We start from the raw sequence: 16,861 nt of genomic DNA on the forward strand, positions 1-16,861 counted from the left end.
AAACCCGTTCATCTATCTTTTCCTGCCATCCTTTCCACAGCTTTCGTCAATCTTTGCCCATCATCACTTTATATGGGAAGACATATGTTTCAGGAAATACATATGACCATAAATGCCCCCATTCCCTCTCATCCATAGCAAAAGAAGAAAAAAAAATCAAAACAAGCATAAAAAAATCAAAACAAGCATAAAAAAACCACCTTCAGCATGATTGCTGAAGGTGGTTCGGGTGACAATTCGCCTGGCAACGACCTACTCTCCCAGGGGTCATCCCCAAGTACCATCGGCGCTGGAGGGCTTAACTTCCGTGTTCGGGATGGGAACGGGTGAATCCCCTCCGCTATGGTCACCAGACAATTTGATTGGCGTGCCCTGGAAGATTCGAACTCCCGACCTTCTGATCCGTAGTCAGACGCTCTATCCAGCTGAGCTAAGGGCACATGAACACACCCTGAAAATGAGAATGGAAGAAGCAAAGCAACCGTGAGAAGTAGTAGGGAAAGCCCTCGACCGATTCGTATCCGTCAGCTGAACACATTGCTGTGCTTACACCCCGGACCGATCTACCTTGTCATCTACAAGGGGTCTTACTTCCACGAAGGGAATGGGAAATCTCATCTTGAGGGGGGCTTCGCGCTTAGATGCTTTCAGCGCTTATCCCTTCCGCACTTGGCTACCCAGCGGTGCTCCTGGCGGAACAACTGGTACACCAGAGGTGCGTCCATCCCGGTCCTCTCGTACTAAGGACAGCTCCTCTCAAATTTCCTGCGCCCGCGACAGATAGGGACCGAACTGTCTCACGACGTTCTGAACCCAGCTCGCGTACCGCTTTAATGGGCGAACAGCCCAACCCTTGGGACCTACTTCAGCCCCAGGATGCGATGAGCCGACATCGAGGTGCCAAACCTCCCCGTCGATGTGGACTCTTGGGGGAGATAAGCCTGTTATCCCCGGGGTAGCTTTTATCCGTTGAGCGATGGCCCATCCACACGGAACCACCGGATCACTAAGTCCGACTTTCGTCCCTGCTCGACTTGTAGGTCTCGCAGTCAAGCTCCCTTCTGCCTTTGCACTCTGAGGGCGCGATTTCCAACCGCGCTGAGGGAACCTTGGAGCGCCTCCGTTACCTTTTAGGAGGCGACCGCCCCAGTCAAACTGCCCACCTGACACGGTCCTCCCGCCGGATGACGGCGGCGAGTTAGAACCCCGATACGGCCAGAGTGGTATCCCACCGGCGTCTCCACCGAAGCTGGCGCTCCGGCTTCGCAGACTCCCACCTATCCTGTACAAGCCGTACCCGGATTCAATATCAGGCTGCAGTAAAGCTCCACGGGGTCTTTCCGTCTTGTCGCGGGTAACCAGCATCTTCACTGGTAGTACAATTTCACCGGGTCTCTCGTTGAGACAGCGCCCAGATCGTTACGCCTTTCGTGCGGGTCGGAACTTACCCGACAAGGAATTTCGCTACCTTAGGACCGTTATAGTTACGGCCGCCGTTTACTGGGGCTTCGGTTCAGAGCTTCGCGTGAGCTAACTCTTCCCCTTAACCTTCCAGCACCGGGCAGGCGTCAGCCCCTATACTTCGCCTTGCGGCTTTGCAGAGACCTGTGTTTTTGCTAAACAGTCGCCTGGGCCTCTTCACTGCGGCCCCCTCGGGCCCGAAGACCCTAACGGGGCACCCCTTCTCCCGAAGTTACGGGGTCATTTTGCCGAGTTCCTTAACGAGAGTTCTCCCGAGCACCTTAGGATTCTCTCCTCGCCTACCTGTGTCGGTTTGCGGTACGGGCACCTTGTTCCTCCTTAGAGGCTTTTCTTGGCAGTGTGAGATCAAGAACTTCGGTACTGAAACTTCCCTCGCCATCACAGCCTAGCCTTAAGAAGAGACGGATTTGCCTGTCTCTTCAGCCTCACTGCTTGGACGCGCACAACCAGTCGCGCGATTCTCTACCCTCCTGCGTCCCCCCGTCGTCAACGGAACAAGGTGGTACAGGAATCTCAACCTGTTGTCCATCGCCTACGCCTTTCGGCCTCGACTTAGGTCCCGACTAACCCTGAGCGGACGAACCTTCCTCAGGAAACCTTAGGCTTTCGGTGGAAGGGATTCTCACCCTTCTTTCCGCTACTCATACCGGCATTCTCACTTCCAAACGCTCCACCGCTTCTCACGAAGCAGCTTCGCTGCTGTTTGGAACGCTCCCCTACCATGTCCGAAGGACATCCGCAGCTTCGGTGAACCGTTTAGCCCCGTTACATTTTCGGCGCAGAGTCACTTGACCAGTGAGCTATTACGCACTCTTTGAATGATGGCTGCTTCTAAGCCAACATCCTGGTTGTCTGGGCAACTCCACATCCTTTGCCACTTAACGGTTACTTTGGGACCTTAGCTGGCGGTCTGGGCTGTTTCCCTCTCGACCACGGATCTTAGCACTCGTAGTCTGACTCCCGGAGGACAAGTCTGTGGCATTCGGAGTTTAACTGAGTTCGGTAACCCTGTGGGGGCCCCTAGCCCAATCAGTGCTCTACCTCCACGACTCCTCTCCGAGGCTAGCCCTAAAGCTATTTCGGGGAGAACCAGCTATCTCCGGGTTCGATTGGCATTTCACCCCTACCCACACCTCATCCTATGGTTTTTCAACACCAACAGGTTCGGGCCTCCATTCCGTGTTACCGGAACTTCACCCTGGACATGGGTAGATCACCCGGTTTCGGGTCGACGGCCACGTACTCATTCGCCCTGTTCAGACTCGCTTTCGCTGCGGCTCCGGCTTCTCACCTTAACCTCGCACGTAACCGTCACTCGCCGGTTCATTCTACAAAAGGCACGCCGTCATCCCTTTAAAAGGACTCCGACTGATTGTAAGCACACGGTTTCAGGTTCTCTTTCACTCCCCTCCCGGGGTGCTTTTCACCTTTCCCTCACGGTACTGGTTCACTATCGGTCGCCAGGGAGTATTTAGCCTTGGGAGGTGGTCCTCCCTGCTTCCCACGGGGTTTCACGTGTCCCGCGGTACTCAGGATCCGTCTCGGAGGGTGACCGATTTCGATTACAGGGCTGTTACCTTCTTTGGCGGGTCTTTCCAGAACCACTTCATCTATCCGTCACCTTTGTAACTCCGTGTGAGACGTCCTACAACCCCGGTTGGCTTTGCCAACCGGTTTGGGCTGTTCCCGTTTCGCTCGCCGCTACTCAGGGAATCGCGTTTGCTTTCTCTTCCTCAGGGTACTAAGATGTTTCAGTTCCCCTGGTGTGCCCCCGTCCATCCTATGGATTCAGATGGCGGTGCCAGCTCTTCAAGCTGGCGGGTTCCCCCATTCGGACATCCCCGGATCAACGCTCACTTACAGCTCCCCGGGGCATATCGGTGTTCGTCCCGTCCTTCATCGGCTCCTGGCGCCAAGGCATCCACCGTGTGCCCTTAGTAGCTTACCCTACTGGCTCTCTTGGAGATTACTTCTCCCGGTGATTGCAACTTGACAAGCGACGTGTGAAGATTCTCGTCAAACGAGCTTCTCCAACCTCGTCTTGCTTCTTCCATATCTCATTTTCAAGGTGCGTTCTTTTTCCTTTTGTCCACCGCCTTTCGCGGCGACAAGGAGTAATATATCACGGTCGCAAGAAAAATGCAACCCTTTTTTATAAAAAATTTGAAGTGAGTGATTCAATATTCAAGGTTAGATACAAATGACCAACCGGAAGGTTGGCCATCAGTATTCCTTGAAAACCAAAGAGTGTGAGACATGACTCTTTGAAACGTTTTTGCTCGAAATGAGCTCCTTAGAAAGGAGGTGATCCATCCCCACCTTCCGGTAGGGATACCTTGTTACGACTTCACCCCAATCATCTGCCCCACCTTCGGCGGCTGGCTCCTAAAAGGTTGCCTCACCGACTTCGGGTGTTGCAAACTCTCGTGGTGTGACGGGCGGTGTGTACAAGGCCCGGGAACATATTCACCGCGGCATGCTGATCCGCGATTACTAGCGATTCCGGCTTCACGCAGGCGAGTTGCAGCCTGCGATCCGAACTGAGACTGGCTTTTTGGGATTGGCTCCCCCTCGCGGGTTCGCTGCCCTTTGTACCAGCCATTGTAGCACGTGTGTAGCCCAGGACATAAGGGGCATGATGATTTGACGTCATCCCCACCTTCCTCCGGCTTTCACCGGCTGTCTCGTTAGAGTGCCCATCCGAAATGCTGGCAACTAACGACAAGGGTTGCGCTCGTTGCGGGACTGAACCCAACATCTCACGACACGAGCTGACGACAACCATGCACCACCTGTCACCGCTGTCCCGAAGGAAACCTCCATCTCTGGAGGGGTCAGCGGGATGTCAAGCCCTGGTAAGGTTCTTCGCGTTGCTTCGAATTAAACCACATGCTCCACCGCTTGTGCGGGCCCCCGTCAATTCCTTTGAGTTTCAGCCTTGCGGCCGTACTCCCCAGGCGGAGTGCTTAATGGGTTACCTTCGGCACTGAGGGGCGTAGCCCCCCAACACCTAGCACTCATCGTTTACGGCGTGGACTACCAGGGTATCTAATCCTGTTTGCTCCCCACGCTTTCGCGCCTCAGCGTCAGTTACAGGCCAGAGAGCCGCCTTCGCCACTGGTGTTCCTCCCGATCTCTACGCATTCCACCGCTACACCGGGAATTCCGCTCCCCTCTCCTGCACTCAAGCTGACCAGTTTCAGGTGCCGCTCTGCGGTTGAGCCGCAGCCTTTCACACCTGACTTAATCAGCCGCCTGCGCGCGCTTTACGCCCAATAATTCCGGATAACGCTCGCCCCCTACGTATTACCGCGGCTGCTGGCACGTAGTTAGCCGGGGCTTTCTCCTTGAGTACCGTCAACCTTCCAGGCTGTTCGCCTGGAAGGAATTCTTCCTCAAGAACAGAGTTTTACAACCCGAAGGCCGTCCTCACTCACGCGGCGTTGCTCCGTCAGGCTTTCGCCCATTGCGGAAAATTCCCTACTGCTGCCTCCCGTAGGAGTCTGGGCCGTGTCTCAGTCCCAGTGTGGCCGATCACCCTCTCAGGTCGGCTACGCATCGTCGCCTTGGTGAGCCGTTACCTCACCAACCAGCTAATGCGCCGCGGGCCCATCCGCAAGTGACAGCCGAAGCCGCCTTTCCCCTTTTCCCCATGCGGAGAAAAGGACTATCCGGTATTAGCCCCGGTTTCCCGGAGTTATCCCGGTCTTGCGGGCAGGTTGCCCACGTGTTACTCACCCGTTCGCCGCTGGATCCTCATCCCGAAGGATGATTCTCCCGCTCGACTTGCATGTATTAGGCACGCCGCCAGCGTTCATCCTGAGCCAGGATCAAACTCTCCAAAAAAGTTTGATGTGAACTCTCAAGAATTAACGAGTCATGTCTTCACTCTTCAGTTTTCAAGGAACACTTCATTTCGCTTTATGTTTGCCGCTCTCTCGCGGCGACAAATACGATGTTATCACCTTCCCCGACATAAGTCAACACTTTTTTTAAAATTTTTTTCTCCGTTACAAAAAACCTCCGATAATGCTTTGCGGGTTCTTTGATTGAGTTGCTTTCTTTTCGGTTCGCTCTCCTCATCGATGTAAGGGAACTTTTTCAATCTGGCAAAGAGTTTTTGGATTCCTTCCTCCCCGTATTGTCCGACCAACTGCCGGTACCGGACATAACTGTTCAAATAATATTGGTGTGCTTTTTCAGCGGGCAATTTTTCCAACGGTGTGTTTTCCAGATCTGCAAGCGACCATGTTCTCTCCAATAATTCCACCTGATGATTCACATGGAGCTCCGGCATCAAATGCGCTTCATAATACATCGCCGCCCCTTCCTGCAACCAATAAGCGGCGTTATCATTGGTCAAATCGCTCACTGCCTGGTGCGCCAGTTCATGGATCATTCCGGAAGCCAATTGATCCGGCGCCGTGTGTCCGGCAAGAAACTTGATGGACTGATTGGCCTCATGCCATCCTCCAGCCCACCGGGGCAATGAAGGTTTCACCGACTGACGAAACCATTCAGGATCATGATACAGCTTCACTTCCATTTTTTGCGGTTGCCATGCCAAGCGCTTTTGCAGTTTGGCAGCGGCTTTTTTCAAGGTATGATAAGCAATCTGCGCATTCATCTTTAATGCAGGATTCGTGTAATAAACCGTAATTTTTTGATCCCCCCATTGTTCAAAAGCCAAGTCCGACTCTTTCCATCCTTGGGGCGTCAGACGCAACCGGACCGGCCACCGGACACTCACCGGTTCCCCCTTGGCTGAATAAACCTGTTCCACCACGATGCGTACCGTCTTGTCCCGATCCGGCATGACAGACAGCACTTTCAAATGAAAAGAATCCGGATCCATCCCTTGTATCGCATCTTGAAACCAACGCTTTTGCTCTTGCCTGTAAAAAGTGTTTTTGGGATCGATGGTTTGGAGAAACAGGTCAAGTTTCCGTCTGTGAACGGCCTGCTCTTTTTGTTTCATCAGTTGTCCAACCGCACGGCAGACATCCGGTTCCAGCTCCCGGCAGGATTCCTGAGCCATCCCCTGCACCGGTAAAATCAACAGGAACAAGCTCCAGAATATCACTGCCACCACATATTTTCGAGACATAACTCTCCTCCTTTCCTCTTAGTCTTTGAAACAAAAGACAAAGTATGCAAAGAAAAAAGCTTTCCCCCGTGACAGGAGAAAGCTTCGGGCCATCACCTCAGACGGCTCCCAAAAAGATAAACCGCAAAGCAAAGATAATCCCCAAAATATAAACAATCACATTCACTTTTTTCCCTTCGCCGGCCACCAGTTTACACAAAGGATAAAAAACAAAGCCGGCCGCAATTCCCGTTGCAATGCTGAAGGTCAACGGCATAAAGATCACCGTGATGAAAGCCGGAATCGCTTCACTCAGGTCATCCCATTCAATCTTTTTCAGGTTTCCGGCCATCAACACGCCCACAATGACCAATGCCGGCGAAGTAATGGCGGAAACGGATGCCAGCGACTCAATCAACGGGAAGAAAAACAAAGCTCCCAAAAAACAGACCGCCGTGACAACCGATGTCAGCCCGGTGCGTCCTCCGGTCGCCACTCCCGCCGAAGACTCAATATAAGAAGTCACGGTGGAGGTGCCGAACACAGCCCCCAACATGGTGGCCACCGAATCGGTAAACAACGCTCTCCCCGCACGGGGCAGTTTGTTATCTTTCAGCAGTCCGGCCTGGCTGGCCACCCCCACCAACGTCCCTGCATTATCAAATAAATCAACAAACAAAAAAGCAAAAACAATCGTAAAAAGTCCGAGTTCCAAAGCAGCCGGAACATCCAGCTTCATAAAAGTCGGCGCCATGCTCGGCGGCAGGGCAAAAAAGTCAGCCGGCACTTGAACCTGACCGGTGATCATTCCCGCAACCGCGGTGATCAACATGCCGATAAAAATCGCGCCTTTCACTTTTCGCACCATCAATACCGTGGTGATAAACAAACCAAAGATGGTAAGCAAAATCTCCGGTTTTTCCGTCAGGTGCGGATTGATCATCACAAACGTGGATTCAGAATCCACAATGACATTGGCATTTTTCAAGCCGATGAATGCAATAAATATCCCGATCCCGGACGAGACAGCATATTTCAGCCCGGTGGGAATCGAGTTGATGATGAGCTCACGCACTTTCGTGACGGTCAAAAGAAAAAAGATGATTCCGGATAAAAAGACGGCTCCCAATGCGGTTTGCCAAGGCAACTTCATTCCCAAAACGACCGTGAAAGTAAAATACGCGATGAGTCCCAATCCGGGAGCCAGTGCAATGGGGTAATTGGCAATCACCCCCATCAAGAACGTGCCGACGGCGGCGGAAAGAGCCGTTGCCACAAAAACGGCTCCCATATCCATGCCCGCCTGCCCCATCATGGATGGGGAAACCAGCAAAATATACGCCATCGTGAAAAACGTGGTCACGCCCGCCAGCACTTCGGTCTTCATATCGGTCTTATGTTCGTCCAATTGGAAAAAACGTTGGATGACTGACATGATTTCTACCTATCCTTCCCGATCATTCCCATTCGATGGTTGACGGCGGCTTCGAAGTGATATCGTAGACCACCCGGTTTACATCTTCGACTTCATTGATGATGCGGTTTGAAATTCTTTCCAGCACATCATAAGGAATGCGTGCCCAATCTGCAGTCATCCCGTCCACCGAGGTGACGGCACGGATCCCCACCGTGTAAGCATAGGTCCGGACATCACCCATGACTCCCACACTTTTGAAGTCGGGCAAAGTGGCAAAATACTGCCAGATCTCCTTGTCCAAACCGGCTTTTTGAATTTCATCCCGCAAAATGGCATCCGCTTCACGGACAATTTCCAATTTCTCTTCGGTCACTTCGCCAATCACGCGAATTCCCAGTCCCGGTCCCGGGAAAGGTTGACGCCAGACAATTTCAGCCGGAAGTCCCAGTTCTTCCCCGACTTTCCGGACTTCATCTTTAAAGAGCGTATTGAGCGGCTCAATCAATTCCATCTTCATGTCTTCCGGCAAACCGCCGACATTGTGATGGGATTTAATCGTATGAACCGTGTCCGTCCCGGACTCCACCACATCGGTGTACAAAGTCCCTTGCCCGAGGAAACGGTGATCCCCGAACTTGGCGGATTCTTCTTCAAAGACGCGGATAAACTCATTGCCGATGATTTTCCGTTTTTGTTCCGGATCGGTAACGCCTTTCAACTTGCTCAAAAAACGGTCTTTGGCATCCACTTTCACCAGGTTCATCTGGAAGTTTTCCCCGAATGTTTTCACGACACTGTCCGCCTCGCCTTTGCGCAACAAACCGTGATCCACGAACATGCAGGTCAACTGGTCTCCGACCGCTTTGTGGATCAATGCCGCAACCACCGAGGAATCCACACCTCCGCTTAAAGCGCACAACACTTTTTGGTCTTGAACCCGTTCGCGGATTTCTTGGACGGCATGATCGATAAACGATTCCATGCTCCAGTTTCCTTCACAACCGCAAACTTCATACAAGAAATTGGAAATCAATTGATTTCCGTTTACCGTGTGGCGAACTTCCGGATGGAATTGCACGGCATAAATCCTTTGTTCCGGAAGACTCATTGCCGCCACCGGAGCCGATTCCGTTTTTCCGTCGACCCGGAATCCGGACGGGGCGCCGGTCACCACGTCGCTGTGGCTCATCCAAACAAGCTCTTTTTCATCCAAACCTTTAAAGAGCGGGGAATCGGAAACAACTTCCAATTCAGACTTCCCGTATTCCCGTTTTTTGGCCCTTTCCACTTTGGCCCCAAAGTGGCTGGCAATCAACTGCATCCCGTAGCAGATCCCCAAAACGGGAATGCCGAGTTCAAAAATCTTGGGATCGCATTTGAGCGAGTCTTCATCATACACGCTATAGGGCCCACCGGAAAAAACAATGCCTTTGGGTTTCATCTCTTGGATTTTTTCGGCGGAAATGGTTCCGGGTAACAGCTCACTAAACACACCAAGATCCCGGATCCTCCGGGCAATCAATTGATTGTACTGTCCGCCAAAATCCAGCACGACAACTCGTTCCAATGGTTTTTCCATACGTCGCAACCTCTCTTCCAGCGAAATAAACTTTTGCCAAACTTAATAAAAAAGCCGGGACACCCATACCGCACGGCGATACAGGACCCCGGTTCACCATATTTTTGCATTCTTCATGATGAATGGAAATGAAATGAAGAAAACATATAGGATTCCCGAAGACCTATTCGCCGTAGTCCGGCCATTTACGGTGGCCGGGTAGAAACGTTCGGGCCCTATTCCCAAACATATACGGCAAAAGTCTTAGCCAAAAATCATCATAATCATAACAAGCCGTTTTAATGCGGTCAACAGTTTTATGTTTCATCCCTTTGGTTTTATCTATTCTTGCACAAATCCATAATGGATATAGCGAATCAACTATTAAACATGTATAATAATTTTTAGTAAGTAACAATAAAAAAAGAAGGTAAGAAGGTGAACAGAGATGTCCTCGATCTTTCAAACATTCACGCAAAAAAATGTCACACTGCCCAACCGCATCGTGATGTCGCCCATGTGCATGTATTCCGCTGGCGAAGATGGAAAAGTCACTGATTTTCACCGTGTCCATTACGGCACCCGTTCACTGGGAAAAGTGGGTTTGATCATGATCGAAGCAACGGCCGTGGAAAGCCGCGGACGGATCAGCTCCCGTGACTTGGGACTGTGGAACGACGGGCAAAAGGAAGGGTTGAAAGAGATTGTGGACTTTGCCCACAGCCAGGGTGTCAAAACCGCCATCCAACTCGCCCACGCCGGCCGGAAAGCCGAGGTCGATGAGCCCATCATTGCCCCCAGTGCCATTGCCTTTGACGATAAAAGCAAAACACCGAATGAAATGACCACTGAAGACATAAAAACCGTGGTCCAGTCCTTTGCCGATGCTGCCCGCCGTGCAAAAGAAATCGGGTTTGACATCGTAGAAATCCATGCCGCTCACGGCTATCTGATCAACGAGTTTTTATCCCCGCTCAGCAATCAACGCACAGATGAATACGGCGGAGACCTGGACGGCCGTTCCCGCTTTCTCAAAGAAGTGATTCAAGCCGTTCAGGAAACATGGGGAACGGATCGTCCGCTTTATGTCCGCATCTCCGCAGTGGACCATCATCCGGACGGGATCCAAATCGAAGACAGCATTGCCTTGGCACGCAAACTGAAAAAATGGGGCGTCGATCTCATCGATGTTTCTTCCGGGGGAACCCTGCCCGTGGCACCCGACAAAATCCATCCGGGTTATCAGGTTCCTTATGCTGAAGCGATCAAAAAAGAAGCCGGCATTGCCACCGGTGCCGTCGGCCTTGTCACCACACCGGAACAAGCGGAAGATATTCTGGGAAATGAACGGGCCGATTTGGTCTTCTTGGGACGCGAATTGCTCCGCAATCCCTTCTGGGTGCTGGATGCCGCAGGAAACCGTGATGTTTCCTATTTCGGTCCCGAACAATACCGGATGGCTTATAAATAAAAAAAGAGGAGGGGTTGGTCCCCTCTTTTTTTTTGAAAATGATTAACGTTGCATAAAACAGGTGAAAACGGTCGGCAAGCTTGCTGATCACCTCCGGATCATGCAAATACACACCTATTTCCCACACAACGAACGACAAGGCAAAACGCTCATGGATTCCTGTCAATTTCTGTCCAATTTGCAATATATCAAATTCGATCCGCTTTCATTGCAATATCAATCATCTATCTTTCTCTCTGTAATAAATATTTATGTTTTGATATACAGATACGATATCATCAAGTTTGCAACGGCAAAAAGACAAGATAAAACCTCTTCTCTTCTTAAAAGGATGGTCAGTCCCCTCTCATACCGGGTAGTTCAATTTCATTTTTTTAACAAACGCTTCCGGAAGTTGTTGTTGGGAAAAGTTCAAACTCATCCATGAAAAAACCGTCGCATTGATTGGATGCCAATGGTTTAAGAAAGGCAGACGATGCCATCGGTCTTTCTCATCGCGAAATCCCAACACACATACCCCCATATCCCTTTCTCCCCAGATTTCCCACTTTCCGGACGGAGGCACCCACACGACAGTATAAGAGTGATACAGGATTGCATCCGCAGGACTTTTTGCAGGTCCATGCGCCAGTACAGAAAAATATTCATCCGCTGATAAATCCACCGGCAGTTTCGCCCAGGAAAAACGGCCAAACGCTTTATAATAATAGCGGACCGGATCCGGATTCAAAACGCCCATCAGAATTTTCGGCACAAATCCTGAAGGACAGGCCAAAACGCTTCACCCATCGCCCAATCAAATTCTTCAAACTTGAACCCGTGGAACGATTCTTGAAAAACCTTCTCCGGCAATTCCTGCTCCGTGTTGAACACATGATCAACCCATTTCTTTGATTCCGCAAACTCTTTTTTGTCCGCGATAAACAAACGTTCCATTCGCCTCTGCCTCCTCATCTGATCCCGGTTATTTCCTTTACCGAACCCCCCCATCTTACACGGTCCATTCCCCGGTTTTCGGGTTCCTGTAACACCAACTTTACCTGAACCCTAAAATGGTTCGAACCATATGTAAAGCCGCGCATTTTTATTATTTTCCAGAGATTCAAAAGGTAAACCATTACATAAAGCGTTGGATATGATTCTCCACTTCTTGAATATATAGGAAGAAAAAATTAATATAACCACTTGTCATCCACGCACTAGCGGGTATTTTTTGCTAAGGTTACAATATTAAAGGACAGTCCTGAAATGACTGCCCTTCTAATCCAATCAATATATTTTCCTGTTTTTAATTCTTGTAACATCAATCAATATATCTTTTTATTATGTTATCCCCCTGCAAAAGATAACAATAATATGCGGAAAAGTTACCCTTCAGTTTTTGTTACATTCTTTCAAATAATTCATCCTGCTAATTTGCTGGATCGATCATTTTGCTTAATACATCTTAATTCTTTAATTCTTAACACTAATATCTCAGTTTCTATAGAAATAATGTAAATGTTATTCAAAGTCTTCAAACCAACAATTGCAAAATCGCAGTTTTGTATTACAAAAGACTGCTCCCATTTTATTTGCACTAGAAACTGCAGAAATCCTTCCTTTATCCCAAGACCACTTGTTTGAAATTTTATTAAGTATGACCTCTGCTTTTTGGTGATCCAGAACACTTGAAGTTTCAACATTGCATGTAATTTTAAACCAACCATCAACTTTCCAATAGGGTTCGTTTTCAACAATATGATATGAGTCAACATAATTTTCAATTTTTTTCATTATATCGTTTAATACAATCAGTGCTTCATCTTCACTCTGACAATCCATAAATAAACTTAACTGAAACATATTCCCCTCCGTTAATGTGAAATTTCACCGTCTGGTGTTACATTGATATACTTTTTATTATTTTTGGTATATTGCCCCCATTTTTTCAACCCTTTTTCTGAGAGTTGTACATCCCATTCAAAATCAAAGTCTTTATTGGGATCTCCATGATAGGGCCCTTTTTTCCACACATTGCCAAATCTATCTACATATCCTCCCAACTTTTTATCATACTTAACTTCCTTTCCTGGAATAAATCTGAATTTTCCTTTTTTGGGTAATTGCGCCTTGGTTATAGGGTTTGTAATATTCTTTTGATATTCCTCGGTTCTCTGTTGTTTCCTTTGATAATATCCACCATAAGGGTCAGCAGTCTTTGATTCGGTATTTGAAATCCCTTTATCTCCACAACTCTTACCACTTGGCAACAGCATCATGGCCACATAGCTGTCTGCCGGTTGTTCATAAACCAGGCAATCCAGCTTTTTGTATACCTTCATGGCCGCAGGGGCAATTTTGGGGATTCCAAAATATCCAAGCACTGTGAGAGCCGTTCCGGTTACACCGGTAATTGCCGCGTTCTTCCAATTGATATTTAACTTTCGGGAAAGAGTACTGGCTGCATTTTTCCAAAAGTCTTTGGTAAACACTTTTTGTACTTTTTGTACGGGGGCGGGCAGTTTTTCAAGCAAACCGCTTCCTTTTCTCGCCAATTTGCTTGCCCTTGCCATTTTGCCGACTTTGTCCGCACCTTTGGTTCCCACCACAGCCAAGACAATTTCTCCAAGCGCATAGCCAAACCATTCTGCACGGCTTTTGGCATCCCCGTGGATCACATCACGTATAAACGATTCGGAAACGGATTGCCAAATTGCTTTGATGGTATCAATCGGATGGGCAATCGCATAAAACAAATTTTTTAATGTTTCAATGGGATGTGCTATGATATCAACGATCCCTTTGAGGGCATCCCAAAGGGATTTACCCAATCCTTTAAAGAAGCTGCCGACCACAATCACAACCGACGTTAACAAGGACAAGATTTTCTCAAATGCTTCCAAGAAATCCGCTACTTTTTCCTTGGTCCAATGGATGAACTCTGAACCTTTCTCGCTGACCCACTCCCAGCCGTCTTTAAAAAATTCGGTCGTCTTGTCCCAGAATCCTTTTTCTTCAGCCTGCACTTCTGTGTTATGGATCGGTTGTTGCTTTTGCGGCGCGGGAGTGTGTTCAAACTGATCGAAATCTTCATTCACCTTGGGAACATCAAATCCCCCGGGTTCGGCATAACCCGTGCCGCCAACCAATGCGAATGACCCGGCCAACAGAATCAGAAGGGCAAAAAACGAGCGCAAAAACCTGTTCACGCTGTCAAAACCTCCCGTGAAACCTTTTCGTTGTTGATCTTTGGTTCCCTTCAATTTTTTTATAGCATTAAAAGGATACCGAATGTAAGTTCTTTTTTCAAGATCATTTCAATATTCTAAAAAATATCTAAAAAAATTTTACTTCCGAACGTAAACATCTTAATCACTTGGAATAATCAATTTACACCAAAAAATAAAAGCACGGAAACTTTTAATCAGCCCCCGTGCCATCAACCATCTGTTTCAAACGGATTAACCTGGCCAGGTTCCCGGCCAATTGCTCAGTGTACTTCTCCCCGTTTAAAAGGGCCGTTTCCAACGATACGGTTCCCGGCACAATGGAAAAAAGGGCATCGATCCCGTGCCGGTACACCGCATCACAATTTTCCCCGAGCATTCCCGCAATACCGATCACGGGGATTCCGTATTTTTTGGCTCGTTTGGCAACGCCGACAGGGGTTTTTCCATGGATGGTTTGGCCATCGATTTTGCCTTCGCCGGTGATGACCAGGGAAGCTTGGACCATGTGTTTATCCAGTTGCACCGCTTCAGCCACCACATCGACCCCGCGCTTTAACGAAGCGCCCAAAAAAGCAACCAGTCCGGCGCCCAGTCCCCCCGCGGCTCCCGCTCCGGGGATCGGGTCAACATCGATTCCCAGTGTTTCCTTTACCACTTGCGCATAACGGGCCAAGTTGGCATCCAGGATGGCCACCATTTCCGGGGTCGCTCCTTTTTGCGGCCCGAACACGGCGGAAGCTCCCCGCTCTCCGGTCAACGGATGATCCACATCGCATGCAACTTCAATGTGCACTTCTTTTAACCGGGGGTCCAGCTGGCTCAGATCAATTGAATCAAGCTTGCTTAGTTCCCCGCCGCCAACCCCCAGCGGATTTCCGTCCTTGTCCAACAATTTGGCTCCCAGTGCTTGGGCCATGCCGGCCCCTCCGTCATTGGTCGCACTGCCGCCGATGCCGATCACAATCCGTTTCACCCCTTGGTCCAATGCGGCCCGGATCAATTCCCCCGTTCCTTTTGTCGTGGTCACAAGCGGGTTTCGCTTCTCTTTCGGAACCAGATGAATACCGGAAGCCGCCGCCATTTCGATCACGGCCATTTTTCTGTCCCCGGTGATCCCGTAAAATGCCTCCACTTCGGTTCCCAACGGCCCGGTGACCGTTTCTTTTCGGATTTCCCCGCCGGTTGCATCCACCATAGACCGGACGGTGCCTTCCCCTCCATCGGCCATGGGGACTTTGACATATTCGGCATCCGGCATCACCTTTTGGAAGCCTTTTTCAATGGCACAGGCCGCTTCCATGGCGGACATGCTTTCTTTGAATGAGTCGGGAGCGATGACAATTTTCATGATTCCACTTCCTTTTTAAAAATTACGGAAAGATCTTGAAAACGCCGAAGATCAAGGTGGAAACGATGGTTAACATAAGCCCGATGAGAGATTCGTATGGGATCAATTTCATCCGTTCCTTGATTCCCATCATCACACTGCCTCCGGTGGCATGGAAAAAGCTTCCGTGCGGCATATGGTCAAAAACGGTCGCACCGGCATGCACCATCGCCGCAGCTGCCAGTCCCGCCACGCCCATTTCCATCATCATCCCGCCAAACACACTGCCCGCTGCAACCGTACCGGCTGTGGTCGATGCAGTCGCCGCTGACATGAATGCCCCGGAAAACGGCGCCAATAAAAAGGCCGGGAGCCCGGCAGCCGTCAAAGCCTGAATAATCACATCCGACAAATGAGAGTTGGAAATAATCCCCGCCAAGGTTCCGGTACCAAGCAGCATGATGGCCACCCCGGACATTTTTTCAAGTCCGGCAATGGCATACTGATTGATCTGTTTGGCTTTCCCCATGATGAGAGCCCCGGTGATTCCTCCAACCGGCAAGGCAACCATGGGATCCATTTCAATCCCGGCCAGCGGGCGCAACGAGAGCAAGATTATGGCCGTAAGCGGTGCCACGATTGCCGGAAGCAACTTCGGAAGCCCGGTTTGGGCCGGATCCGAAAGACCGTTGAAGGACACCGGACTTCCCTTGCGGGAAATCTTACATGCCGTGATGTACGTCACCAGGATGCCAAAGACAGCCGGAATCACCCCGGCGGCCATCACCGAGGTTAAAGAAACGTCAAATGCTTCGGCTGCTGCGATCGAGTTGGGATTGGGCGACATCAGATTGCCTGCCTTCCCGCCGCCGATCATGGCAATCAGGACGCCTGTTTTGGAAAAGCCGACCCGGCCGGCTATGGCAAGAGCAATCGGTGCCACAGTGATCACCGCCACATCAATGAACACCCCAGCCGCAGTGAGCAGCATGGTTGCAATGGCCAGAGCCAACAGCGCTCTTTTCTCCCCGATCCAATCCACCGTTTTTTCGGCAATGGTCGTTGCCGCTCCGGACTCCATCAAAACTCCGGCCAGAACCCCCGCCGCCAAAATCCGGAGTGTTGCCGGAATCATTCCTTCAGCTCCTTCCATCATCAATGAAACCGTGTCAGGGAGAGATGCCCCGCCAATCCATCCGCCGGCCAACGCACCGGCCACCATCCCGTACGCGGGCGGCACTTTCCGAAGGATCAAAATCACTGACATGACAAGTGCAATCATGGCTCCAAGAGCACTGACTTCCATTC

Annotated in this window: 10 protein-coding genes, 1 tRNA gene, 3 rRNA genes and 1 riboswitch; of the genes, 1 reads left to right on the top strand and 13 read right to left on the bottom strand. The window is 50.1% G+C overall.

The annotated features are described in order from the left end of the window. Positions 1–239 precede the first annotated feature (239 nt). The 7 genes from rrf to guaA all read right to left on the bottom strand — a co-directional run bounded on the left by rrf (position 240) and on the right by guaA (position 9,564). A 5S ribosomal RNA gene (rrf, locus tag FA954_RS12930) occupies positions 240–354 on the bottom strand. Positions 355–363: 9 nt separating this feature from the next. Beyond that, a tRNA-Arg gene (locus FA954_RS12935) sits at positions 364–440 on the bottom strand. 54 nt (positions 441–494) lie between these two features. Then, positions 495–3,430: ribosomal RNA gene (locus FA954_RS12940) — 23S ribosomal RNA — on the bottom strand. 349 nt (positions 3,431–3,779) lie between these two features. Then, positions 3,780–5,328, bottom strand: a 16S ribosomal RNA gene (locus tag FA954_RS12945). The 16S, 23S and 5S rRNA genes sit together here with 1 tRNA gene alongside, the layout of an rRNA operon. Positions 5,329–5,443: 115 nt before the next feature. Then, entirely contained in the window at positions 5,444–6,589 is a 1,146-nt protein-coding gene (locus FA954_RS12950; RefSeq protein ID WP_138615184.1) for a peptidase MA family metallohydrolase, read from the bottom strand. Between the two features lie 97 nt (positions 6,590–6,686). Next, entirely contained in the window at positions 6,687–7,994 is a 1,308-nt protein-coding gene (locus FA954_RS12955) for an NCS2 family permease (RefSeq protein WP_175413225.1), read from the bottom strand. Between the two features lie 31 nt (positions 7,995–8,025). Further along, the gene (gene guaA / locus FA954_RS12960) at positions 8,026–9,564 is read right to left on the bottom strand and encodes a glutamine-hydrolyzing GMP synthase (protein ID WP_037996405.1); all 1,539 of its coding nucleotides are present in this window, start codon (positions 9,562–9,564) and stop codon (positions 8,026–8,028) included. A gap of 153 nt (positions 9,565–9,717) precedes the next feature. Further along, positions 9,718–9,819: riboswitch (purine riboswitch) on the bottom strand. Positions 9,820–9,991: 172 nt separating this feature from the next. On the opposite strand from guaA, the gene namA reads away from it, so the two are divergent. Continuing rightward, on the top strand, positions 9,992–11,014 hold the full coding sequence (gene namA / locus FA954_RS12965) for an NADPH dehydrogenase NamA (protein ID WP_037996404.1): 1,023 nt from the start codon (positions 9,992–9,994) through the stop codon (positions 11,012–11,014). A gap of 346 nt (positions 11,015–11,360) precedes the next feature. On the opposite strand, the gene FA954_RS12970 is transcribed toward namA, so the two are convergent. The 6 genes from FA954_RS12970 to FA954_RS12990 form a co-directional block, all read right to left on the bottom strand. Beyond that, positions 11,361–11,789 (bottom strand): hypothetical protein, encoded by a 429-nt coding sequence (locus FA954_RS12970; RefSeq protein WP_231564620.1) that lies wholly within the window; start codon positions 11,787–11,789, stop codon positions 11,361–11,363. Continuing rightward, the gene (locus FA954_RS13915) at positions 11,753–11,950 is read right to left on the bottom strand and encodes a hypothetical protein (protein ID WP_052186782.1); all 198 of its coding nucleotides are present in this window, start codon (positions 11,948–11,950) and stop codon (positions 11,753–11,755) included. Before FA954_RS13915 ends, FA954_RS12970 begins: the two co-directional genes overlap by 37 nt. A 567-nt stretch (positions 11,951–12,517) precedes the next feature. Continuing rightward, complete coding sequence (locus tag FA954_RS13920) at positions 12,518–12,859, bottom strand: hypothetical protein (protein ID WP_206760072.1); 342 nt, start codon at positions 12,857–12,859, stop codon at positions 12,518–12,520. An 11-nt stretch (positions 12,860–12,870) separates the two neighbouring features. Continuing rightward, a complete protein-coding gene (locus FA954_RS12980; RefSeq protein WP_231564619.1) occupies positions 12,871–13,857 on the bottom strand; it encodes a polymorphic toxin type 17 domain-containing protein in 987 nt (328 codons plus the stop codon). Between the two features lie 559 nt (positions 13,858–14,416). After that, a complete protein-coding gene (locus FA954_RS12985; RefSeq protein WP_037996401.1) occupies positions 14,417–15,574 on the bottom strand; it encodes a glycerate kinase in 1,158 nt (385 codons plus the stop codon). A 22-nt stretch (positions 15,575–15,596) separates the two neighbouring features. Next, entirely contained in the window at positions 15,597–16,859 is a 1,263-nt protein-coding gene (locus FA954_RS12990; RefSeq protein WP_037996400.1) for a GntP family permease, read from the bottom strand. Positions 16,860–16,861: the final 2 nt, after the last annotated feature.

It is taken from the genome of Thermoactinomyces vulgaris (assembly GCF_005886755.1).
GTDB classification, from domain to species: domain Bacteria; phylum Bacillota; class Bacilli; order Thermoactinomycetales; family Thermoactinomycetaceae; genus Thermoactinomyces; species Thermoactinomyces vulgaris.